This is a genomic window from Lysinibacillus sp. NPDC093190 (assembly GCF_050280425.1).
Taxonomy (GTDB): domain Bacteria; phylum Bacillota; class Bacilli; order Bacillales_A; family Planococcaceae; genus Lysinibacillus.
Map to the genome: position 1 here is coordinate 53,971 of NZ_JBNNVG010000022.1, position 24,201 is coordinate 78,171.

General features: G+C 36.5%; 22 protein-coding genes and 1 pseudogene. 15 read left to right on the top strand and 8 right to left on the bottom strand.

Annotated features, from left to right (window positions below; translation table 11 throughout):
- Window positions 1-329: 329 nt before the first annotated feature.
- Window positions 330-1,097, bottom strand: a complete 768-nt coding sequence (locus tag ACQKOF_RS16970) for a TSUP family transporter (RefSeq protein ID WP_427559410.1) — start codon at window positions 1,095-1,097, stop codon at window positions 330-332.
- A 217-nt stretch (window positions 1,098-1,314) separates the two neighbouring features.
- Between ACQKOF_RS16970 and ACQKOF_RS16975 the strand changes: the two genes are divergently transcribed.
- Together ACQKOF_RS16975 and ACQKOF_RS16980 are read left to right on the top strand one after the other, a co-directional pair.
- Window positions 1,315-1,740, top strand: a complete 426-nt coding sequence (locus ACQKOF_RS16975) for a hypothetical protein (RefSeq protein WP_370044445.1) — start codon at window positions 1,315-1,317, stop codon at window positions 1,738-1,740.
- A 75-nt stretch (window positions 1,741-1,815) separates the two neighbouring features.
- Entirely contained in the window at window positions 1,816-2,808 is a 993-nt protein-coding gene (locus ACQKOF_RS16980; protein WP_427559413.1) for an LLM class flavin-dependent oxidoreductase, read from the top strand.
- Window positions 2,809-3,356: 548 nt separating this feature from the next.
- Here the strand turns inward: ACQKOF_RS16980 and yfkAB are convergent.
- On the bottom strand, window positions 3,357-4,469 hold the full coding sequence (gene yfkAB, locus ACQKOF_RS16985; RefSeq protein WP_427559415.1) for a radical SAM/CxCxxxxC motif protein YfkAB: 1,113 nt from the start codon (window positions 4,467-4,469) through the stop codon (window positions 3,357-3,359).
- A 265-nt stretch (window positions 4,470-4,734) separates the two neighbouring features.
- Between yfkAB and ACQKOF_RS16990 the strand changes: the two genes are divergently transcribed.
- From ACQKOF_RS16990 to ACQKOF_RS17020, 7 genes are all read left to right on the top strand, one after another.
- Entirely contained in the window at window positions 4,735-5,439 is a 705-nt protein-coding gene (locus ACQKOF_RS16990) for a YjjG family noncanonical pyrimidine nucleotidase (protein WP_427559418.1), read from the top strand.
- A gap of 147 nt (window positions 5,440-5,586) precedes the next feature.
- A complete protein-coding gene (locus tag ACQKOF_RS16995; RefSeq protein ID WP_427559420.1) occupies window positions 5,587-6,504 on the top strand; it encodes an S-layer homology domain-containing protein in 918 nt (305 codons plus the stop codon).
- A gap of 173 nt (window positions 6,505-6,677) precedes the next feature.
- Window positions 6,678-7,304 (top strand): 50S ribosomal protein L25/general stress protein Ctc, encoded by a 627-nt coding sequence (locus ACQKOF_RS17000; RefSeq protein WP_427559423.1) that lies wholly within the window; start codon window positions 6,678-6,680, stop codon window positions 7,302-7,304.
- A gap of 157 nt (window positions 7,305-7,461) precedes the next feature.
- On the top strand, window positions 7,462-8,700 hold the full coding sequence (locus tag ACQKOF_RS17005) for a DUF2399 domain-containing protein (protein ID WP_427559425.1): 1,239 nt from the start codon (window positions 7,462-7,464) through the stop codon (window positions 8,698-8,700).
- Window positions 8,679-10,103 (top strand): hypothetical protein, encoded by a 1,425-nt coding sequence (locus ACQKOF_RS17010; protein WP_427559428.1) that lies wholly within the window; start codon window positions 8,679-8,681, stop codon window positions 10,101-10,103. Before ACQKOF_RS17005 ends, ACQKOF_RS17010 begins: the two co-directional genes overlap by 22 nt.
- Entirely contained in the window at window positions 10,045-10,725 is a 681-nt protein-coding gene (locus ACQKOF_RS17015; RefSeq protein ID WP_427559430.1) for a hypothetical protein, read from the top strand. The genes ACQKOF_RS17010 and ACQKOF_RS17015 overlap by 59 nt, the downstream gene beginning before the upstream one ends.
- The gene (locus tag ACQKOF_RS17020) at window positions 10,722-13,931 is read left to right on the top strand and encodes an AAA family ATPase (RefSeq protein WP_427559432.1); all 3,210 of its coding nucleotides are present in this window, start codon (window positions 10,722-10,724) and stop codon (window positions 13,929-13,931) included. The genes ACQKOF_RS17015 and ACQKOF_RS17020 overlap by 4 nt, the downstream gene beginning before the upstream one ends.
- A gap of 228 nt (window positions 13,932-14,159) precedes the next feature.
- Here the strand turns inward: ACQKOF_RS17020 and ACQKOF_RS17025 are convergent, their stop codons facing one another.
- Window positions 14,160-14,786, bottom strand: a complete 627-nt coding sequence (locus ACQKOF_RS17025; protein WP_427559489.1) for a YczE/YyaS/YitT family protein — start codon at window positions 14,784-14,786, stop codon at window positions 14,160-14,162.
- Between the two features lie 160 nt (window positions 14,787-14,946).
- On the opposite strand from ACQKOF_RS17025, the gene ACQKOF_RS17030 reads away from it, so the two are divergent.
- Together ACQKOF_RS17030 and ade are read left to right on the top strand one after the other, a co-directional pair.
- Complete coding sequence (locus ACQKOF_RS17030; RefSeq protein WP_427559435.1) at window positions 14,947-15,369, top strand: pyridoxamine 5'-phosphate oxidase family protein; 423 nt, start codon at window positions 14,947-14,949, stop codon at window positions 15,367-15,369.
- Between the two features lie 127 nt (window positions 15,370-15,496).
- Window positions 15,497-17,248: an adenine deaminase gene (gene ade / locus ACQKOF_RS17035; protein WP_427559437.1), complete on the top strand. Its 1,752-nt coding sequence runs from the start codon at window positions 15,497-15,499 to the stop codon at window positions 17,246-17,248.
- Window positions 17,249-17,740: 492 nt separating this feature from the next.
- Here the strand turns inward: ade and ACQKOF_RS17040 are convergent, their stop codons facing one another.
- Window positions 17,741-18,298 (bottom strand): flavodoxin family protein, encoded by a 558-nt coding sequence (locus ACQKOF_RS17040; protein ID WP_427559439.1) that lies wholly within the window; start codon window positions 18,296-18,298, stop codon window positions 17,741-17,743.
- Between the two features lie 113 nt (window positions 18,299-18,411).
- Here ACQKOF_RS17040 and ACQKOF_RS17045 point away from each other — a divergent pair, with 113 nt between their 5' ends.
- Window positions 18,412-19,302, top strand: a complete 891-nt coding sequence (locus ACQKOF_RS17045; RefSeq protein WP_427559442.1) for a LysR family transcriptional regulator — start codon at window positions 18,412-18,414, stop codon at window positions 19,300-19,302.
- Window positions 19,303-19,836: 534 nt separating this feature from the next.
- Here ACQKOF_RS17045 and ACQKOF_RS17050 read toward each other — a convergent pair.
- Both ACQKOF_RS17050 and ACQKOF_RS17055 read right to left on the bottom strand, forming a co-directional pair.
- Window positions 19,837-19,944: pseudogene (locus ACQKOF_RS17050) on the bottom strand (GNAT family N-acetyltransferase); the annotation flags it as partial.
- A gap of 45 nt (window positions 19,945-19,989) precedes the next feature.
- On the bottom strand, window positions 19,990-20,658 hold the full coding sequence (locus ACQKOF_RS17055) for a DUF4097 family beta strand repeat-containing protein (RefSeq protein ID WP_427559444.1): 669 nt from the start codon (window positions 20,656-20,658) through the stop codon (window positions 19,990-19,992).
- Window positions 20,659-20,841: 183 nt separating this feature from the next.
- Here ACQKOF_RS17055 and ACQKOF_RS17060 point away from each other — a divergent pair, with 183 nt between their 5' ends.
- The 3 genes from ACQKOF_RS17060 to ACQKOF_RS17070 all read left to right on the top strand — a co-directional run bounded on the left by ACQKOF_RS17060 (window position 20,842) and on the right by ACQKOF_RS17070 (window position 22,478).
- Window positions 20,842-20,985: a hypothetical protein gene (locus ACQKOF_RS17060; protein ID WP_427559447.1), complete on the top strand. Its 144-nt coding sequence runs from the start codon at window positions 20,842-20,844 to the stop codon at window positions 20,983-20,985.
- A gap of 64 nt (window positions 20,986-21,049) precedes the next feature.
- Window positions 21,050-21,808, top strand: a complete 759-nt coding sequence (locus ACQKOF_RS17065) for a MerR family transcriptional regulator (RefSeq protein WP_427559492.1) — start codon at window positions 21,050-21,052, stop codon at window positions 21,806-21,808.
- A 10-nt stretch (window positions 21,809-21,818) separates the two neighbouring features.
- Entirely contained in the window at window positions 21,819-22,478 is a 660-nt protein-coding gene (locus tag ACQKOF_RS17070; protein ID WP_427559450.1) for a GAP family protein, read from the top strand.
- A 321-nt stretch (window positions 22,479-22,799) separates the two neighbouring features.
- On the opposite strand, the gene ACQKOF_RS17075 is transcribed toward ACQKOF_RS17070, so the two are convergent.
- Complete coding sequence (locus ACQKOF_RS17075; protein WP_427559452.1) at window positions 22,800-23,825, bottom strand: S-layer homology domain-containing protein; 1,026 nt, start codon at window positions 23,823-23,825, stop codon at window positions 22,800-22,802.
- 76 nt (window positions 23,826-23,901) lie between these two features.
- Window positions 23,902-24,201, bottom strand: a 300-nt coding sequence (locus tag ACQKOF_RS17080; protein WP_427559454.1) for a hypothetical protein, incomplete at its 5' end; no start/stop codon positions are given.

The following is a 24,201-nucleotide window of genomic DNA, read 5'->3' on the forward strand; positions in this document are numbered from 1 at the left end:
TTTTACAATTGCTAAGAAAGGGGAAAGAATTAGAAATAATATTGCACGGGTGTTATTTGGAGCAGGAGGAAGAGCATCTGAATAGGTGGAATAGCAATCGAAGAAAATATCCTTAAACTTATTTGACTGCAACGAAACTTTTCCTAAGAATTTTAGGCAAAGAAAAGGCTAAAAGGGAGTGGAATATTTAAATCTATACTCAAATCGAGAATCGACTATTTTGATTGTAAAGTAGTGTCACACTAAAACAACATATATAAACCAAATTAAGCGATGCAATCAATATAATTGCACCGCTTAATTTGGTTATTAAAGATATTACAAATCAATCATGAAAAATAGTCATATGTATTTTTTAAAAGTAATAGAATTGTCACAACGATAAATAAATTACGTACATACCCACTACCACGTTTAATGGCAAATTTAGAACCAACAATAGCTCCAGCAATTTGCGCAAGTCCCATTGGTAAACCATAGGCATAATTTATTTGCCCTAAGTATATAAACATAAGAAGGGCGGCGATATTACTTCCGAAATTCAAAAACTTGGCATTTCCTGCGGATTTTAAAAAGTCGAAACCCACAATTAAAAAGGCAAACAGTAGAAACGAGCCTGTCCCTGGCCCTAAAAAGCCATCATAGAAGCCGATTAAGGTAATGATCACCACGAAAAATGCGTAACGTTTAGGTGTCAATTTTTTATAGGTAGAAACGCTACCCCAGTCTTTTTTGAAAATAGTATAAATTGCCACAGCTGCTAGCATGACAAGCATAAGCGGCTTTAGAACGCTGGGATCCATAAGATGGACAATCCATGCACCAATCATTGAACCTATAAAAACAAAAGGGAACAATTTATAAACGGCTTTAATATTCAATTTTCCAGATCGATAAAATGTTATGGTGCTCGTTAATGACCCCATAGTGCCCGCTAACTTATTGGTAGCCACAGCTGCAGATGGTGGAAGACCAACAAACATAAGAGCTGGTAATGAAATAAGTCCGCCGCCTCCTACAACAGAATCAATAAATGCAGCTAGAAAGCCAAAAAAAATAAGAATGAGTAAAATGTTTACATCTAAATCAAAAGGCACGCTAGGTCATCTCTTTTCTATAATAATAATCTGATAGTAGCGAAATGAAATCTCGCTGTAAATAGCTTAAATAGTATTTCTCTATTGATTTCGAGAATTTAATCTTTTTTTAAAATTTCAAAATTCTACAAAAATCAAAAATATTCTACTTTGTGTATATATTTTAATGTATTATGTAGGTGATAGTGTTTTTTGCGTAAAGGGGACGTGATGACATTTGAGTTTAGGAAATCATGTAAGAGTATTTATTTGTGTTGTGTTTATGGGGCTACTTGTCGCATATGTGTATAATGCCAAAAGAGATATAACTGATAATGAGTATATCGATACAGTAAAAGAAGGGTATTTGGGGAATTTTTCAGAAGTATCTGTTCGTAATGCATTTAATTATGCATTTTTTGAACCATATTGGCGATATTATCAGGCAAAAACAGGTGAGCATGTTGTCGAATTATCAGGTGATATTACATTTGAAGGTGAGAAAGGGCATGCCATTTTACAGTTCGTAGTGGATGAACAAACAAAGAAATTTACAGCCTATGCGATGAAATTTAATGATGTCGTATTGAGTCCCGTACAAAACCGGCTGCTTATTGGCATGGTTTATGAAACATGGCATTCAAAGCGGCTCGCCTATGAGTAAGGTCTTTTCCTTTGTAAAAAGAACTTCCTATATTACAGTAGAGAGGAGTGCTAAGAGACAGAGAGGGTGTTTTCAATGAGATTAAGTATTTTAGATCAAATGCCTATACCAAAAGGTCATACAGCTGAGGAAGCCTTTCAGCGTACAGAACAAATAGCGCTCTTAGGTGAAGAGCTTGGCTATCATCGTATGTGGTTAGCAGAGCACCATAATAGTCATTCACTGGCAAGTTCAGCTCCCGAAGTTACAGCAGCTTTCTTAGCAGCGAAAACAAAACGTCTTCGTATTGGTACTGGTGGCGTTATGATGATGCACTATTCTCCATATAAGCTGGCAGAGGTTTTTAAAACACTAAGTGGCTTGGCACCAAATCGTATTGATTTTGGCGTCGGTAGAGCCCCTGGTGGCGACCATGCCTCTATTTATGCGCTAGCAGAGGGAAGAAGACAACGTTTTACAGAGCAATACGATAAGCTCGAAATAATTTTAAAACTGATGAATAATCAAAAAACAGGCGAAGATGTCTATGATCAAGTGATAGCGGCACCAGTTAATATCCAATTACCTGAGGCTTGGTTACTTGGGTCTAGTGGTCAAAGTGCTATGCAGGCAGGGCGATTAGGTGTGGGTTATTCATATGCACAGTTTTTCACTGGCAATATGTCAAAGGATATATTTGATACGTATAGAGATTACTTTATACCTTCCTATTACATGGAGAAGCCACAAATTATCGTTACTTATGCGGCGACAGTTGCAGATACGCTAGAGGAAGCGGAATATTTGGCAAAGCCGATTGATATTACACGTCTTCATCTCATGAAAGGACAAATCATTCAAGCGATGTCGCCTGAGGAAGCAAAAGATTATCCACTTACGGAGTTGGATAAAATGACAATTGCCAATAATCGAAAAGCCAATCTTGTCGGAACTCCTAAGGAAATCGCTGAATTTTTAGTAGCAGAGCAAGAGCATTATGGATTTGACGAAGTAATGCTAAACTGCAATCAATACGCTCTAGAAAGTCGCATGAATACTTATAAGCTACTTGCAAAGGAATTAATATGAACCACACAGCTTTAGCGGCGGAGTACTTATGCAAAACCTACTAAACAACAAGAGTAGCTTCGAATTTGCTAGCGAAAAACCACTATGAATCATGTAAAAAGAATGGAATTATTAGATATAACAGATAGGAAATTGAAAGAATAAAAAGTTTAAATTTACCTTGTGAATAAGTACTAAAATCATTAAAAGAGAATTGGCAAGTTTAAATGACTCCTACTGATCGAATGGTGAAGAAAATGATCTCACGTACTAAAGTAGTAAAGGTATAGATAATTTTTCTATCTATCACTTTTTCACAAAATTGAAGCTTCCTAATGCTCGGATATTTAGTAGCGTATTATTGTTAAGGTAAAAGTATCATAAATCCTATAAAAAATGAGGCTGGGACAAAAGTGTTTCAGCCAACAAAAATACCGAACTATCCAATGAAACGCTCATGAAGTGTTTCGAAATAGTTCGGTTTTTCTATTTATCGTGTTTTGTTAATTTAGAGATTATTCGCCTTTATGAAGGAACCTTTTAGTTATGTCCCAGCCTCATTTTTTCTTTTACACTCTAGCAGAGCCACTAACAAACTTCGTATCTTTATAATACATATTTTTAACAAGAACGTTAGGACCTAAGCACTTTACTGCTGGACAGTGACAGTTTAGAGATTTCGCTAAATCTGTTGCCATCCATTTATCAAAAATCGCTGGTAACTCGTCGTTCGCAATATTGCCAAGTGCAGGTGTGTCGCCAAAGTCTGTTACAATGACATCACCTGTAAAGATATTGACATTTAAGCGAGAGCGACCATCTGGATCATTACGCATCGTAACGTTTTTTTCTTCTCTTAGTCGTTTTAGAAGCTTTTGATCTTTTTCATTCATACTACATGGATAAAAAGGTAGCGTACCAAATAGCATCCAAGTGTTTTCATCTCGAACATCAAGTAGATGATGAATCGCCTCACGAGTTTCTTCAAGTGATAAAGACGTAAGGGCACTTGCAAAATCTGAAGGGTACATCGGATGCACTTCGTGGCGTGCACATTTCATTTCGTTGATGATTTGGTTATGGATATGCTCTAAGTACGGTAAAGTTTTTTTGTTTAACATTGTTTCCGCCGATACCATTACACCGTGTTCTGCTAGCATTTTTGAGTTATCAATCATACGTTGGAACAAAGCTGCACGTTGTTCATAAGTCGGTTTTCGCTCCATCATGGCAAAGCCTGTTTCGACGAATTCATCGATAGTACCCCAGTTATGTGAAATATGTAGTACATCTAAATACGGTGCAATCAGTAAATAACGTTCGGGCTCCAATGTTAGGTTGGAATTAATTTGTGTTCGCACGCCTCGTTTATGCGCATATTTCAATAAAGGTAATACATAGTTTTGAACGGATTTCTTAGACATCATCGGTTCTCCACCAGTAATCGAGATTGTTTTAAGTTGTGGAATTTCATCGAGACGCTTTATGATTAGCTCAATTGGTAATGCATCTGGATCTTTAGTTTGTAATGTATAGCCGACAGCGCAGTGTGAACAGCGCATATTACAAAGAGTCGTTGTTGTGAACTCTATATTAGATAGGGTCATATGCCCATGTTGTTCAACATCTAAATACGCTTCCCATGGATCAAAGGCAGGCGTAATTTTTTGTAGGGTCTTCATAATTGGTACATCTTCCTTTCTAGCATTCTATTGTCTCATATTCGCTGATAATTTCAAATATGAAATTATCGAAAGGGCTATTTTTAGGCAAGATGATCATATTTATTACACATTGAAGGAATATCTTTCACACCTTTCCTTAAATGATATTTCTTAAAATTCTGTTAAGTGGATGAATGGGTAAATTTACTGTTATTTTTCTAAAAAAACGTTATGATAGAAGGAGCAAATTGGTAATACAGCACCAAAGAAAGTAGGAAATGACATGACTAAGTATGAAACATTATTGTTTGACGTGGATGACACATTATTAGATTTTGACTTAGCTGAAAATGCAGCACTTGACCGTTTATTTAAACAGGAAAATATTGCAGTAACCGGAGCGATGATTGCTCGTTATAAAGAGATTAATGAATCTATGTGGCGTGCTTTTGAACGTGGTGAGGTGTCTAAAGATGCACTACATAACACTCGATTTTCGATTGCTTTAAAAGAATTCGGCTTTGAAGTAGATGGAGAGTATTTTGAAGCGATTTTTCAAAAATATTTGAAAGAGGCACATCATTATGTAGACGGTGCCTACGAAGTAATTGAACAGCTTGCAGATAGCTATGAGTTATATGTCGTTTCAAATGGTAAAACAATTACTCAAAATAAACGACTAGAGGATGCGAATTTAGCACAATTTTTCAATGGCGTTTTTATCTCGGAGCAAACAGGCTATCAAAAACCAATGCCAGCTTTTTTCGATTATGTTTTTGGACGTATCGATAATATAAATAAGGATAAAACCATGATTATTGGTGATTCCTTAACATCTGATGTTAAAGGCGGACTACAAGCCGGAATTGATACATGCTGGTTTAATATACGTAATATTGAAAATACAAGTGATATTCAACCACATTTTGAAATTAAAAAGCTTCATGATTTACATTTATTGTTAGATAATAAAGTAACAATTTTGTAAGTACATGTTTGAACTACGCTTCAACTGTTCATAAGACTGAACAATTGAAGTGTAGTTTTTTGGGTAGAACAATTCTCTAAATATACTATATTTTTGGATAGTTAAATCCAGTATGATAGTGGTAGATGAAAAGAAGGGAGAAACAAGATGAAAGGGAAAATCTCAAAGGGTGTATTGGTAGGGTTGTTAGGCATATCATTGGTCATTCCAATGCAAGCACATGCTTATCAAGAGCCAACCAGTTATGTACATATGAAAACGCCAAATATGACGGTGTACTCTGCATATGGTGCCACAATTAATGCATCAGAAAAAGGGGATATTTTTAGTATTAAAGCTAATATTGTTAATAACCGTCAGCCCTTAGAAGTGGAAATTTTTAAAAATGGTCAGGACGGGGTCTTAAAGCAAGTTGTTAAAAAAGGCGTATTGGAGCCGGTTGCTTATCGAGATCTAAAGGACCGAGTAATTGCAACGATTCACAATAATGCAGAATTAAAATTTGATAATTCACAGTCAAATTATTTTCGTGATATAGGTAGATCAGCGTATAGTTCGTATATTACTACTTTATCGAAGCGGGGTATTGTTCAAGGTAAAACAGCGGATAATTTTGGTGTCAATGATTCCTTAACACGTGCTCAGGTTAGTGCACTATTAGTTCGTGCATTCAGCTTTCAACAAATACCGACAAAACAATTTAAAGACATTGATGTCAAAAAATCTTGGTATAGTGGTTATGTTGGCGCCTTACATTCTTTAGGAATTATAAACGGTAAATCGCCAACTACATTTGATCCCAATGGAAAAATTACACGCCAACAGGCAATTTTAATGCTTGGTCGAACATTAGAAGCTATTGATTATGTTCCAGAAAAGGAATATGTGATCTTACCTTATCAGGATGGCTACTATCTTCAGGGGGAAGCATTGCGTCATACTGAGACTTTGTATGCAATCGGTGCTCTAGACTACAATACAAATCTATTACCAAATCAATTTATTACCCGCGGAGAGTTTGCTAAAATGTTAGCGGTGACTTTGAGCGTGGCTGGAAGATTGTAATTAAATAAAATTAGCTGAGCATAAAAACGTCTCTGCTTTTTTGTTGGGGTATAGAACTTCCGATGCAACGGAGCGAACGTCAGAGAAAGCTACAACATTGTGCTCATGTATAAAAATCTATAGAACGGGCAAAACCTTTTATGAGACTAGTTTCCATGAAAGGGGAAAATACAATGAATACTGTTTTAACTGTAAAAAAACGCGATAAAGGGCGTCAATCATCATTAACTCTACTTAGACAGAACGGTGCTATTCCGGGCGTTGTATATGGCTATCAAATGGAATCGACAGCGGTATCACTGGATGCCAGACAATTTGCAAAAATATTAGCTCAATTCGGCAATAAAAATGTCTTTCAATTAGATGTAGACGGTAAGCGGGTCAACGCAGTATTAACAGAAGTACAACGCTGTGCGTTAAAGGGCAATGTAAAGCATGTAGATTTTAAGTCCATTAATATGGCAGAGGAACTAGAGGTCGATATTCCAGTAACGGTTAGCGGTCATGCTATTGGGGTTGCAGATGGTGGATTCCTATTACAGCCTAATCGTGAAGTTCGCATCAAAGTAAATCCAACAGAAATCCCTGAAACAATAGAGGTTGATGTGACTGATGTAGCCATCGGGACATCACTTTATGTAGGAGATATTCGCGGAAAGTTTACCTTTGAAATTTTACAAGAGGATGATTATACATTAGTGACGATTACGCCGCCTGCTGCTGAAAATGTGCAGGAGGACACAGTAGATGGAACCCCTGAAGTAATCGAGGCTACTGGGAAAAATACAGAGGAATCGTAAAAAGAAAAAAGCTACATCATTCCATCAGATTTGCCTAATGGATGATGTAGTTTTTATTATGTGTTTTAACAGATTTTTTAGATTTTATTTATATAAATAGGTTTACTGCATTCAATACTCTAGTTTTGTATAATGGAGAGAGAAAGGGTGTGATAATATGATAGAACAATTTTTGACTTCGTATTTTGTCAAAAATGGGGAACACCTTGAAGTACCTCCAAAATATATTTCAGATACAATTAAGCAGTATACGGTAGCAAAACAAACTGCACGAACGTATCGCAATGTATCATTTTTAAAGGTAGGGCAACTAACAAAAACAAAGCCATCACAAGAGCTTATAAATTATAAATTTACAAAAAATGCAAAGCGAAAGCTAACAGAAGACTTTTCTACAATTCAAAGCTGGATTAAGGAAGGGTGGATTATAGAAGAAATTGTCTTCGCACAAGATGGACGTACCGCAAAAGCAATCCATTACCGAATTGGACCAAGTTTAAAGTACTATTTTGATGCACAGAACGAGCAGCAGACGCAAAGGTTAGAAAATTTTGCATTGCAGCTGCAAAAAAGTGCTGACATACAACCAATAAAAGAACTCCAACAAGCTGTGCATCAATTAAATGAATTTGTAGCAATGCCAATCGAAAAATTGGCACATACGACAAAATTATTATCCCATTGGTCGATTGAAAAACGATTACGTTTTTTACACTTTTCAATCGGCTTTTTCCAATTGGCAAATGAAGGAGTACTGTTTGATTTTAAAGAAATAGGTGCAACGCTTTTTGATAAGATTGGAGGCTCAAAAGTTTTCGACCGTGAGCAAAAAGAATTTATCGAGGAGCTAGAACGTGTATTCTCTGTACAGACAAGCGATTGCGGATTAATTAGTTTAGGGAAAATTACACCAGTCTTTTTTACGGGTGAGTTAACAGGGACATTTAGCTATTATCAACAAGGTGTTATTCATGCATTAACCGATGATGCCATTTTAAAGGATACGTATAAAACAGATGCGAGCGTTATTTGGCTTGTCGAAAATAGAGCAATCCTTACACGAATGGCAAAGGAAACGAGCTTTTTACAGCGTACTAATTCCTTTATTTTATGTTTAGATGGTCAAATAAGGTCTGCGCATAAAATGTTGATTCGTCAGCTAGTCGCCACACAAACTGTGATTATTTGGACAGATTTTGATGTTGCAGGCTTAACTATAGCTATGCATGCAGTACAAATGATTAATACACCGTATAAAATCATTGCTAGGGATAATCAGACTTTTTCTGATATCGAAGCCTATAAAAAGTGGCTACTTGGTGAACTTGAAATAGCTGAACACGAACAAGAGCAGCAATTAGGAGATGTAGAACAATGGATGAAATGGATACAGTAAAGCGTGCACCAATCTCTATTTTTAACGTTGAATCAAACACAGCTGAGCTTAAAACATCAATGCGTGATATTGCCTCATTGGCTGGTGTATTAAACGAGCTTGGGAGTCAGCAAATTTATGAGTCACCGCTTGAAATTTTGCGCTTTCTGAATACGATTCAGCTTTTATATGAGGAATCTTTAGGCCTAGCAGACGTGATTGAGGATACAGAAATATTGTATTATCGCTATCGCAATACATATATCGACGATGCACCACCAACCATTAAGCAACTTGATCACTTAATTTACATTTTGGCACGAAATAGCTGGCTCACGAAGCAAACGCGTCAAATAAAATTATTAGATCGTGGTAAACGGATGATGGATGCACTTATTCGTCTTGCGAATGATTCATTAGCCTATTATTTACAGGATGATATTGGACGTTCGCTCTTCCAAGCACGACGAGATGCGGAGCTTAGTGCAGCCTATGATGATAATGGAATCTCAGGGGGCAATAAAATTGCATCTATGATTCACAATGTTGAAGATGCAATTCAAAAATTGGAACTTCGTCAATTGGAATTTTTTGCTGATCGAAATGCTTTACCTCAGCTTGAAATTATCCATCAGCTAATGCAGGAACTTGAAATAAAAATGCAAAAGCGACTTAGTCAGTTCCAAACAGTAGAAGAGAGCTTAGTGATGAGTGAATTAGTACAACGTGGGACAGCCGTTTTATCAAAGGGAACAGCCCTTAGTCTAGGAATGCTTACGAAATATATTCGCTTTGTAACGATGCAGGATACGCCTCTCTCAGATTCGATTTCACCAGAAAAGATACGTACATTTATAGTGAATATGTACAACCCACCAATCGATTCGAATATCCCAAATACGTACGATTTATTTAGTTTTATGGAGCAGGCACAGTATGAGGATGAGGAACTTGACGGTATTTGGATGCCAATTAAATTTGCGGCTCCAATAGGTGGACAAGATATTGATGAAGCTATTCACTATTTAGAAACCTATGAGCCAAAAGTAAATGATCCAATTGAGACTGAGGAGGAAATCGACTTTGAAGAAACAGTTGTTGAAGGTGAATCCGTTCAACAATTGTTTGAAGATGCAGCTTGGCAAATGACGAAGGCGATTATTAATACGGATGTAATCGAACACTATTTAGACGTACATGGCGAAAGTGAACTAGAGGAAGTAATAATTGAATCCAGCTCTGATGAATGGGGAGACGCAATTCGATCACTTTTAGCTGTATCAGCTTTAACGAGTAAACAAAAGGTGAATATGAAAGAAGTATCGGATACAAAACAATTCGATAAACGATGGGAGTGGATAGAAGATGACGACAGACGATTTACATTACAACGACATAAACGCACAACTCGCAACAATGAGTAATTTACGTGCCTATTTATCTGCGGAGGAAGAGCTAGCATTCATGCGGCTATTATTTTCATCTTCTGCAAGTGTACTAGGCAGTAATTACGGTTTAAGACGTAAGGATTTAGAAAAGCTATTAAACATAAAAAATGATGACATGGCTTTTTATTCTTTTATCGAACGTGTAAATGCAGCAGTGCATCGCTACTTTCGTGTAATTTATGATGAAAAAAGAACGCGCGTGATCGTGATGATGCGAGTTTCTGCCAAGGATGCAAAATCAACATTAAGCAAAGAGGCACTTGCCATTTTACTATATATGTTTTATCAGCAGGAAGTTCTAAATCATGAATATACATTAGTACAGCAAATATTAACAGATTTCGGTCATGAGCTGTTAAATGCGAGTGCTAAATTACTAAAAAACATCGATCAACTGAAAAAAATCGGTGCATTAGAAGAAAATGACATTTCAAAAAATGAAAAAGCTTACTCGTTAACAGCGATTGGTGTTCATATGTTTTCAGATTCATTTTTACGGAGAACTGCCGAATTTGCCCAATCTACACAGTTAAATAAAGAAGAAGTATTGAAATTTTTCAAACGCTATAATCTGTATATTCGGGAGGATGCACTATGATTCCCTATCGTCTGCAGTTCAGTGGTATACGTGACTATAAACCAACGCGCATTTTATTTGGTCAAGCTAATGATCATATCCTAATCACGGGTCCAAATGGCACAGGAAAATCAACTATATCATTTTGTATGGGAGCGGTACTATATTCGTCAAAAATTGATTTAGAGGGCTTGCGATCAAATAATTTACCAAGCCATGAAAAATGGAGAGCGATGGTGGAGCTAACCTTTAAAAATGAAGGGCCATCTCGAATTGATGCAGCACCTTTTGTTTCATTTCGTTTAATGATTGAGCAGGATGCAAATCGAGGTGCATTACAGCGAGAATATCATGTTCTAACTGGAGAAACAGAGGACGCATTGACTGTAAGCGATATTTATCGTTCAGGTGATGCAAACCAACGTAATTTTACAACATATAAAGAAGATTTACAGTTTAAATATAAAATTGATTCAGATTTATTTTATTTAATTTGGTATCAGCAAGAAGTGAATCAATTTGCTGTGATGGCGCCAGAAGAGCGTTTTCGTCGATTTAGTGAAATGCATAATATTACTGAAATCCAGCAGTCTTGGGAAACGGCAATTGAAGGTGTTAAAGAACTGGAACAAGAACTGATAGCTGCAAAGACAGTTGTTAAGCAGGCTGAATTTAATTTGAAAATAGCAAAAGAAGAATTTGATCGTTTGAAAAATAACAAGGCCCGTCTATATGAAGCAGGAAAAGCGCATATCGTCTATACCATGTCACTTGTGCAATTATACAACAATCAAAAGCTAGAACTTGTAGAAAAACAACTAAAGCAAACGGACATTCGTCAAGATACAGAGGAAAAAATTGTACAAATAAAGAAACAAATCGAAAAAGCAAAACTCTTATTACAAGAGCTTAATAAAAAGCAACTGCTAATGGATGAGGAAAAGCGATCAAAATCAACATTGCTTGAACAGTTATCCAACAAACGAGAGACCTTGATTGTGACAGAGCAGGAATTAAAGGATCAACTTGTTCATACAGAGGAACAGCGTAAACAGCTTCGATTTACAGAGGATGTAACAAAAGCAAAATTCAATGATGCACAGCAAGAACTAGTTATTATTGAACAGCAATATAAACAATTACAGCAGCAATTAACAAATTTGACTATGCAAAAGGATGAGCTGAATGAAACTCGATTAACCCTTAAATGGGAGCTAGAACAAATTGAAAAAGAGGAACAGGAAGCAATCGCACTTCTAGCAGAGCATACGAGTTCCCACCAAGTACAACAAAAAATTACACATCTTGAAGAGCAAATTCAAGATTATTATAAGAAAAAAGTTTCCTTAGAGCAGGCACTTGAAGATACAACAATTGAAATTACACAACGTGAAAACAATCAAATATATTCAGCTCGTCAATTAGCGGGCTTACAACAATTCAAGCAACGAGATATCTCGGCTTATACATTCCGAGATTTAGTTACGTTAGCTGAAGGTGCCACAATAGAACATGAAAATCGTTTGAATTCAATTAAATACACCATTTTTTATGATGCAAAAGAGAAAGTAGCGTTTAATGATTTGTATCATGTGTCGTTACGTTCCATTGTACCAGAACGTTTTACAACTAGTTTACCAGCGCAAAAACTAGTTATTCGACAAGGAATATCGGAAAAAGAACAAAATTTTGCCGTAAAAGCATTATGGTGGGCGCAGCAATTTTTCGAGATCCAAGTGCAAAAAAAAATCCAAGGTGAATTATTAGTGGACGAGCACGGCTATCGAGGTGCGCAAGAAAAAAATACAGTTATTTTAAATGATAAAATGCTGACAGAGCAGTTAAACACAATGCGTCAATTAAGAACTCAACTTGAAACAACGTTATCAGTAGCGACAACACAATTTAAAGAAAACCAAATTAATTTGCAAAAGCTAAATAGTATTATTAAGGATGTACAGAAGGCAGAAGCAAGTGTTGTAGATGCTGAATTTAAGCATCATAAGCTACAATACAAAATAAAACTAGACGAACAGTTTACTGAGCTTCAGAAACATGAAATCCAGATGACAGCAGTACTCCAAAACGAGCAAGGAAAAAAAATAGGTATCCAATTTGAATTAGAAAAGCTAAAAACTGAGTTAGATATTTATGAGCAGCTTGGAGTTTTAAAGAAGGTTCAAGAACAACTTACAGAAACGAAATTAAAGTTAAAAGACATGAATGATACTATTGATGAGACGAATAGCAAACTTAATCAATTAAAGGATGAGAGCTATAAACTCCATGATGTTTGTAGACAGAAGGAAAGTGATATTCGATCGCTTGAGCGTGATTTTACGGATGCAGAAAATGAAGTGCAAGGTACGAAGAAGCTGCTTGTCAAATATCAGGAAGAATTTGAAGTGGCAGAAGCCTCCATTTTACAAGAACAGCTTCGTTTGGAAGAGCTAGCAACAATTATTCCAGATATTTTTGCTGAAGTACAAGAAGAGGCTCTAGTATTAAATAACACTGTGACAAAGTTGAAAAATGATAATACTACAGCCCGTATCAACTTTGAAAATGCACGAGTAGAAGATGTGAATCCAGAGGCAGAGCGTAATTATATTGCAGTAAAAGATGACTTTAACATAAAAAAAGAGACAGTAGATCAGACACAGGAATACTTAGAAATCCACAGAAATCGAGCATTAGAAAATGAGAATCGTCTTGAAACAACCATCAATATGAATGTTCTTAAAATTAACAATTTATTTACGAAATATATGGATGAATTCCAATTTGAAGGAAAAATTGAATATGAACGTTTTGAAGATAAAAAAGGTCGTACGATTTTTAAATTGTATATTAAAGCACGAAAAATTGGACATAGTGGTCGTTTAGAGGATGTTGGTACAAAGGCCAGACATGGTAAGCTTGGAAAAGGTGTGTCAGGCGGAGAAGAGTCATTAAGCTCACTATTATTTGCACTTGCGTTACTACAAAATTTAAATACTTCACCGAGCTTCATCGTCCTAGATGAATTTGATAGTGCATTAGATGAAGAACGGAAAGAAAAAGTGTTTGATTTATATGTAAACGAATTACAACGAAAGCTTATTATTTTATCTCCGAAGGCTCACGATGACCAATATTACAATAAATTTTCAACTGTTGTTGTCGTCGAGCATGACTCAGCAGTACCGATTAGTCGTACAAAAACGATTCGATTGCTCCCGTATTAGATGAGAAGCTAAGAATATATGAAAAAAGGGGCCGATTTACTTCTGTAAATTGGCTCCATTTCAAGATAAGTTCAATGTAGTATAAAATTTTGATAAAAGCGTTACCTTCTTTACCGAACTGAATCTAAAAAAGACAATGCATATTGACTCCATTGCCTGTAAAAGCTTACTTGATGAAAACTAAATCCAGTAGTTAATGAAGAAAACCTCACTGATTAAAGCTCCCCTTTATATTACAGCGCTTTTCACGCCAGTCAATCTCATAAATAATTTTTCGTTAAAAGTTAAAGCAAATTGTACAATTGGCCCAAGTCCAAAAGCCATTAGAGCCGTTCCAACCCCAATAGGTCCGCCAAGTAAAAAACCAAGTATAGCCACAGTTACTTCCATAGTTGTTCGAGAGCGTGTGACACTCCAGCCAAGCTTATGGACCATTAGAAGCATTAATGTATCACGAGGACCAATGCCTAAGTTCGCCACCATATACATACCGCAGCCCCAGCCAAGTAATACTAAGCCAGATACATAAGAAAATAGCTGCATCCAAAAACCATCTATATCTGGAAGCCAATAGTTAAAAATATCAATAAAAATACCTGCTAAAAACATATCTATAAATGTACCAGGCAGTGGAAACTTCTTCGTTACTACCATATCAAATGCTAAAATGGCTAGTCCGATGAGAATTGACCAAGTACCAATCGTTAATCCAAATGTTTTAACTAGCCCGATATGTAACACATCCCACGAACCAACACCAAAAACTTGACCTTTAATCGTCAACGTTATACCTAAGGATAAAACCAAAATGCCTGTAAAGAAGAACAGACACCGTGTGAAAAATGCTTGCTTCATCATTAAAACCCTCATTCTAAAAATTCATGTTGTCTAACAAATTATTATAGCAATAGATTTTAAAATAAGCCGAAGATTGTCATTTCATACTTTTCAAAAAATACGGTTAGGTTTGCTAAATAAGGACAAAATATAAGGAAATCAGAAAGGATGAGATAACATGACCTCTGTACGAGATGAAATATTAGAAGTTTTAAATCGAGAAAAAATAGGAACGATGGCAACAGTTGAGAATGGTAAACCGTTCTCACGTTATATGACATTCCAACATGAAGATTTTGTATTGTACACAGTAACGAATAAACATTCTGAAAAAATGGAGGAGCTTCGTAAAAACCCATATACACATATATTATATGGATACGAAAATAGAGGCTTTGGTGATACGTATGTTGAAATTGAAGGAAAGCTAACAGAAATTCTAGAGGAAGGAATAAAAAATAAGTTAGCTGAGTTTTTTACAAGTATTTTCGTTGGTAATCAAGATGAAATGATTACACTAAAAATCGAGCCAATTCGTATGCGCTTGATGAATAAAAAAGGGGAGCCACCTAAAGTACTCGAATTTACAAACGACCATTAAGATGTGGTCGTTTTTTGATGATTTATTGAAAATGGGGAAAATATTCTTTGTTAAATGATAAATCTTTACTTGAATTTAGGCGAGTATTCATGCATGATAATTCAAAAAGAAAACAGGAGTGCAGAGAATGACAAACAAACTACAACAGCTTGCACAAAATATTTTAACATCGCAAGGAAAAATTGAGGCGGATTTTATATTGCGTAATGCACAAATTGCCGATGTTTTTACATTGACGTGGAAAAAAGCAGATATAGTCGTTAACAATGGGCAAATTGTGGCGCTCGATACAATGAATAGATTTAAAGCTAAAAAAGAAGAGGATGCCGCAGGAAAATATGTTGTACCAGGTCTGATTGATGGACATATACATATTGAGTCGTCGATGCTAACACCTGCAGAATTTAGCCGTATATTGATTCCGCATGGCATCACAACAGTCATTACAGATCCTCATGAAATTGCAAATGTTGCAGGTGCGGAGGGCATTCAGTTTATGCTAGACGATGCCAAAAAAGAAGATATGGATATCTTCGTTATGTTGCCATCTAGTGTACCTGGCACTCATTTTGAAAATGCAGGAGCAACGCTGACAGCAGCAGATTTAGAGCCGTTTTTAAAGCACGATGATGTTCGAGGTTTAGCGGAGGTCATGGATTTTCCCGCTGTTTTAAATGGAGAAGTAGGCATGCTTGAAAAAATTCTCCTTTCACAACAGGCTAATCTAGTGGTTGATGGGCATTGTGCGGGCTTAAATAGTCATCAAATTACGGGCTATCGTGCAGCTGGTATCCATACAGATCATGAATGTGTAACGGCACAAGAGGCTACTGATCGAGTAGAGCAAGGGATGTATGTACTAATTCGTGAAGGCTCAGCAGCAAAAAATTTACGTGATCTATTGCCTGCTGTCAATGTAACAAATGCTCGCCGTTTTGGCTTTTGTACCGATGATAAATACGTTGACGAGCTAATGAATGAAGGTAGCATTAACTTCGATGTGGCAATGGCCATTGAGGAAGGGATGGAGCCGTTGCAGGCCATTCAACTTGCTACTGTTAATACAGCTGAGTGTTATCGTTTATATGATCGAGGAGTTTTAGCGCCAGGCTATAAGGCTGATTTTGTACTAATCGAAAACATCGACAATATGCGTGCAAAAGCAGTTTGGAAAAATGGTGAAAAGGTTGCTGAAAACGGTGCTATGTTAACGAATCGCACTGAATCTAATGTACCTGCACATATCCATCGCTCTGTACATTTACCGCAAGTAACGAAGGATATGCTCAGCATTCCTTTCCAAAAAGGTACGAAGGCGAATGTAATGGAAATTATACCGAATCAGCTTATTACGAACCATTTGGTAATAGATGTACCTGTGAAAGATGGTGTATTTGTACCGTCAGTTGAACAGGATTTACTAAAGCTAGCCGTTATTGAGCGTCATCACAATTTGCATACGACAGGTCTTGGGATTGTGAAGGGCTTTGGTTTACGAAAAGGGGCAGTGGCCACTACTGTAGCTCATGATTCGCATAATGCATTAGTAGTAGGCACGAATGATGAAGATATGCTACTTGCTCTGTCACGCATTCAAGAAATTCAAGGCGGCTTTGTCATAGTAGCTGATGGTGAGATTTTAGCGGAAATGCCATTAACAATTGGAGGCTTAATGACTGATGCACCAGCTGATGAAGCCAAAAAGCAATTAGCAAGTTTGCATAATGCCCTACACGAGCTCAATCCAACACTAGATTTCCATTTTTTATTGACGTTTTCATTTGTTGCTTTACCTGTTATTCCTGCTTTAAAGTTGACAGATACAGGGTTATTTGATGTTACAACATTCCAGCATATTCCGGTAGAAGCGGAAATTTAACATTAGATTATGTATTATGGCACATTAAATGGGGGTTGTTTCTGTCCCAGATTACTCACTTTCGCAAAAAACACAGCTTGTGCTGTCATTACGCTTTCGCACAGATAAAACATTGTTGCTGAAGTTTCGTTTTTATCACTATAAATAAGACTAACATGTCAAAAGAACATGCTAAGTGAAATGGTTGATTGGAGTGGAGACTGAGCGACTCCTTGGGGATTAGCGATAGAGGAACGAAGGCTAAAACCATCACATCCTTTGATAACGCCTTCGTGACCAACATCGTGTTGGCCCGAAACCCTGGAGCGAGCAACGCGAGTGAAGCGGCTCATCGGACGCCCCAGGAAAGCGCTCAGTCGGAACGGAAATCAACCCCTCGTTTTGCCGAAGGGCATACTATAAGGACACCAATTCTCACCATGATTTCCTCGACCATTTTGTTTTCAACATTATGAAACGACCTAAAAGATTAGCCTCTTTCAGGTCGTTTTTTTATATGGGATAGATACGTGCTTTTAACTTCTTATTTAATAAAGATGCCTGCATTAGTGCTTGTTCATCATGAATAATTTCACCAGGTTTGTTTGCTTCTCCGATAATATACGAGGAGAACGGCATCTTTAAGAAATCAAAAATATATTGGAATTGTTGAATCATTGGTAGGCCCTTTATATATGGGTCGTCTCCACCGACAGCAAGAACGATGGCCTCGGTAGTTTGTAGTTTTTCTTTTAGCTGTGGAAACCGCTCATCTCGAATAGCTTGACTAAGTCGATCCACCATGTTCTTCATGATTCCCGACATGCTGTACCAATATATCGGTGTTGCAAAAATAACGATATCACTTCTTAAAAATGCATGGATAATTTGATCATATTCATCATCTACAAACTGAAAGCCATTGTCATCATGGCGTAAATCGTGAATGGACTCAATCGTTAAATTTTTTAGATCTATTTTTACATGATTTATGCCATCTAATACATAATCAGCTAATTGTTCACTATTACTATTGGCTCTAGAGCTACCAATAAAAGCGGTAATGTTCATAAGAACCCTCCTCTATCCTTCAGGCTATAACTAGTGTAAACTTATATTTATTATCGATAAAGCTGAATGTTTCGATGAAATATATCGAAAAAAACGATTTAGAGGTGGGGAAGATGGATCTTAAACAGCTGCAAACGTTTTTAACAGCTTCAGAAACGTTAAGTTTTACGCAGACTGCACAGCTACTAGATTATGCACAGTCAAGTATTACAGCACAAATTAAATCGCTTGAAGAAGAGCTTGGCGTAGTCCTTTTTGAGAGGCTTGGAAAACGCATTACCCTTACAGAGGAGGGCAAGCGATTACAACAATATGCCCAAAAAATGCTAGATTTAAATGGGGAGATGAAAAAAGCTGTATTAAATGAACAAGCACAAGCGGTGTTAAAGATAGGTGCACAGGAAAGTCAATGTGTGTACCGTCTTCCGAGTATTTTACAACAATTTCAGAAAGCCCATCCACAAGTAAAAATCATTTTTAAGCCTGTACATACAACGGAAATCGCCAAAGATTTATTGCAGTCTGGCAATCTGGATATAGCGTTTATTACAGATGCATATAAGGAAACACCCATGTTACATCGGGAGCGACTTATTCGAGAGCAATTAGTATTTGTCAGTGCATCTACTAATAGCAACGTGGAGAGAGAGGTAATTTCTGTACAGCAACTTTCAAATGAAACGATGCTTTTGACGGAAAGCGGTTGCTCCTACCGTAATCAATTGGAAGTACAGCTACAGCAGGAAGGTACGCTACCAATACAAATGATTGAATTTGCAAGTATTGAAGCCATTAAGCAATGTGTGATGGCAGGCTTAGGTATTTCATTCTTACCCAAAATGGTGGTGGAGAAGGAGTTAGAAAACCATAGTTTAAAAGAACTGACGACATCCATGAATTTAGCAGATATTTTTACGGATATCGCTTGGCATAAGGATAAACACATATCTCCGCATCTCGCTGATTTTATAGAGATTGCCATGAAGATGTATAAAAAGTTTTAAGAGCATATTTGTTTCTATAATAAAAACTGTACCATTTTGATCGATCTTTTATAAAAATGGATTCTTTTAGTTTGCTGTTAAATAAGGCTGAGCAAATGTCTTTTCTAAAAGCTGTTTTCTCAAAGATTGTTGCTGTTAAAACAAAAAGGCAGATTTAACCTACAAAACATCTAGAATAAATTCTGTCTTTTTGTTTTGATATTTCGTGAATCGAAAGTTTAACTAAAGCACCCTTCGTTTAAGTGCAATAGTTCACAATCTTTTTGATTTAGTGGGTTCCAGCATAGCAGTACATTAGAGCAAAGATAAAAATAAAAGTTAAGACTGCTCCTAAAACATTTTCGTTATGAGTGCTTTTTCCATTCTTTAACTTCTTCAAAAAAGTAGTGAAATTTAAAAACCATAAAACTCCTAATAACGGTACGACAAGCCAAAGCATAAATAACATAAATTAGTCCTCTCCTTCCCATTTACAAAATCTTATTCAACAAAACTGCCCCGTTAGCGACATAAGGATACTCGGCCTTTTTAAATTCATTTGAGGACTCCTTTAATGATTGCGTACATATATAAATCATCAAACCTTCCACAAGTATATTCATAATGCCTCAATAAACCTTCTCTATTAAATCCCTGGGTTAGCGCTTTCTTCTCGGAGTGGCATTAACTTTGAAGTAGTATCTGTATTTATTTCAATGATATATTTCCTGAAGAGGTTTCCAGCTGCACTTTATAATTTCCGGTCCCAGACGTTCCTTTTGTTTCTTTTTTGCTTTGTTGTTTATCATTTAATACAATGCCGACTGAACGTCTTCCGCTGTTGGATTTGAGAAGGAGCGTGGCATCGGGTTCATCCTCATTGAATGAAATGTCCACATTTCCACTTGTTGTAGTAACGTGAACCTCACTATGAAAGTCAAGGAAGTCAAGTTTTACGTTACCACTGCTACCATTAACTTGGAGATCGTGCGTTTGCAGATCCTTACCACCTACGTTACCAGAAGAGCCATTAACAATGATTTCCCCTTTGAATTCAGTAGGAATTCGAACTTCCAAATGTGGCATCCGGTCGATTTTAAACAGACGACTTATATCATTTTTTAATCGAATCGTTAATTTTTGTTTCCCTTTTTCCATTACAATTCCCGGACCATTGTCGTATAAAAGTAAGTATGCTTCCAATTCATCTATATCCGCTGATACTACATCTATATTGATGCTTCCATTCTCTATATAAATGCTATCTATATCTTTAAGGGAAGCCATTTGAATGTCTTCGCTTTCCTCCCCTCCCGCACAGGCACTTAAAAACATTATAGTAAGAATAACCGACATAACCATACAGTATTTCTTCATTTTCACCACTCCTCTCTTTGGATACCATTATAGAAGGTGACCCCTCGTCAGTTTCAAGGTTTCTATAAATTAATTAATAAAAGTCTAAAAAAACCTTGAAGCTTACGTTACGTCATTTTGTATACTGTTAAGTAACTACTTTTTTGCAATATCTAAATAAATTAGAAAAATAAGGAGGATTAGATGAAACAGGGAGATATAATTATTTATGGATGTGTCATTATAGGTGCTGGTGTTGGACTGGCTCTGGATCATGCATTCCCTGGTGTACTGATTGGCTTGGGAGCAGGGTACTTACTTAAAACTCTTTTTAGTAAAGAAGAATAAAAGTGGAATGAATAAAACAGTTGTTAACGATAAGGTATTAACGTACAGAAAGGTGGTTTATCAGTTGATACACATTAACAAGATGGGAGAGCTGACTGGTGTTACAGTAAGAACACTACGTCACTACGATAAAATCGGATTATTAAAACCAACATCCAAAACAGAAGGTGGTCATCGTTTATATACGAATAATGAAATAAAAAAACTACAGCAGATTCAATTTTTAAAAAAGATTGGATTTCGCTTAAATGAGATTAAGAAAATGCTCGCTTCCAGTGAGTGGGATTGGTCGGATAGTCTAAAGAGTCAATTATCTTTTGTAATAAAAGAACAGGAAAACTTAAAGAAAATAGAGCAGTCCTTACGGGAATTGATACATGGAATTGCTATAGAAGGTGAAGAAAACTGGATTGCGATTCAGAAGATCATGCAATTATCCAGTAAAGATAAAGAAATACAGCAGAACTATAGAGAATCTGTATTTAAAGAAAAAGAAATAAAGCTATGGAAAAAGGTTCCCAATATGACAAGTGACAGTTCCGATTCACTGGAATGGATTGCTCTGATAGGTCAGTTTAAGCGTTATATTAAGGACGGTCCAAAATCAACCAAAGTTCAAAATATCATTAGAAGAATGGATGAAAAGCGTTTAGAGGAATTTGATGGTGAAGATGAATTTTTAGATAAGCTATGGGAAATAAGGATGTCGCAAAAGCAGTCAGAGAAACTGGGATTATATCCGATTGATCAGGATGTACTTGAGTTGTTGAACCAGGCATATGTATTTTTTATGGCTGAAAAGAATAATCCTCAACCGGAGTAAGGGGGGAAGAATGGTGAGTACAGAACTACTTCTCCTGATAGGGGGTTTGGCTTTACTAGATACGTTAAGCCCTGCCACATTAGGGGTAACGGTGTATCTACTTTTAACAGATAAAGAGAAACTTACTAAACGTTTATTGATTTATTTATTGACGGTTGCAGGATTTTATTTTGCTGTTGGAGTTTCACTCATGTTAGGATTAGGTTTTTTGCTTGAGATTATTTCTGGCGTATTTCAAAATCGAATTGTAAGCTGGATAGTCTTTATTATTGGAGCAATGTTGTTCATCGCAAGTTTTTATGTTCCAACAAAGAAAAATTCAGACCTGCCTTCTCCAAAATCAAAAAGCATTCTTTCAATTGTGGCTCTGGGATTCACTACTTCATTAATTGAAGTAGGTACGGCATTCCCTTATTTTGCAGCAATTGGAATAATGACTACTTCTAATCTATCATGGATGGAATGGTCTTCTATTTTAGCTGGATACAATTTTATCATGGTGATGCCTTCCCTCTTGCTGTTTCTCTTTTATCTCCTGTTTGGTCGGAGGATGCAAAAACCTCTTAAGAAACTTCGAGTGAAAATAGCTAATAATACAGGGTCAGCCCTTTCTTGGATAATGTGTATTGTTGGAATCATCCTAATTTTCAATAGTCTGGATTACTTGTAGAGCGTTTGAAAAAAATCCTCTTGAAGTAAAATATTATCTACATCGTACTGTAGGTTTTTAACATTGTCTACTTAAAGGGGATAATACTTGTTTGAACAAAATGTTGGCTTTCTTTTAATTTCAAGAATTGTTTTTAATAAAAAAGATTGCATTGGTTACTCCGAAACTAAGACGTTAGTTCAAAGTAATTTAAAAAAGTGCGAATGAATATTTTTATCCATTTCGCACTTTTTAGTTCCTTTCACTATGGAAGGATATTATGATGATTTATAAAAGTACCTCAAGGGTGTTCCTATATTTTCAGTTGGACCTATGGAAAACTTATTGCTTCTTTAAAGTCCCAGAAAAATTAGTTCCCTCATCATGCTCTGTACGACAATCTACCTCGGTAATTTTTAGTGCATTATTAAGGCGTTCAAATTCTAATACACACCGATTACCGTTTGAGGATTTGTTCATCACAGCCTTAGTGCTAGAAGTAATCGTTGCTGTCCCATCGACACTCCCAGCAGCTGTCCCATCATTGGCAGTAATGAATATAGTAAAGCTTTTGCTTGTTGCATTGAAAATATAGGCATCACGGCGATTAAAATCAGTTGAGCCTGTACCCCATTTATAGTAATACGAATAGGTACCATCCCAAGCACTTTTAGAAGGTGTTGTTAGCTGCATTGTTTTATCTAGCTGATTTTGGCCATTTTTCGCTCGTGTATTTAAAGAAGCGTTACTCTTATTTTCATGAATTGCTTGTGCGTCCTCTGAAATTTCATAAAAATTTCTTTCATCCATACGGTAGAGCATTGTCACGACTTGAGCTCGTGTCATATTGTTAGTTACACCAAAAAACTTCTGTAAATTGCGGTTTTCATACTGAAAGTTTTGACCAGTGGAAATGTAATAATCGAGTAAAAACTGTATGGATTGATCTAATCCACTTTTACCATTAGCTAAATGTGTAATTGCCTGTGCCACAACACCGCGCTTTACACTAGCTGCTCGAATAGTGTTATCGAAATATCCGTTTAATGGAACACCATAGCTTGCAAGTCGATTGTAAAATTCATCAGACCAGATTGCTGCAGGGGTTTGTTTTTTTATCTCATCATATGGTGATTCAAGCTCATAAAAATTTGCAAGTAGTTTTGCGAATTGTTGCTCTGTAATTGTTGCATTGGGCTTAAATGTACCATCTGCATAGCCATTAACGATATCATATTCCTCTGCCCACATGATGGCTTCATAGGCATAGTGATCTTCTGGCACATCTTTAAAACCAGCAGCTTGTACAGTGAAGCCACTTGCCAAAACAAGTATGGAAAGCAATAATGCGCACACTAATTTTTTCATTAGTCTCAGTCATCCTTTCTTTCTAGTCATGTTAATAGTTTGAAGGATATGGATAAAAACTGCAAATTTTTCTAGTTTAACTTCTTTCAGCAAATCTCTTTTGTAGCTGACGCTTCGCTTTCGCTACAGACAACACACGTTGTAGCTGACGCTTCGCTTTCGCTACAGACAACACACGTTGTAGCTGGCGCTTCGCTTTCGCTACAGACAAAACACGTTGTAGCTGACGCTTCGCTTTCGCTACAGACAAAACACGTTGTAGCTGACGCTTCGCTTTCGCACAGACAAAACACGTTGTAGCTGACGCTTCGCTTTCGCACAGACAAAACACGTTGTAGCTGACGCTTCGCTTTCGCACAGACAAAACACGTTGTAG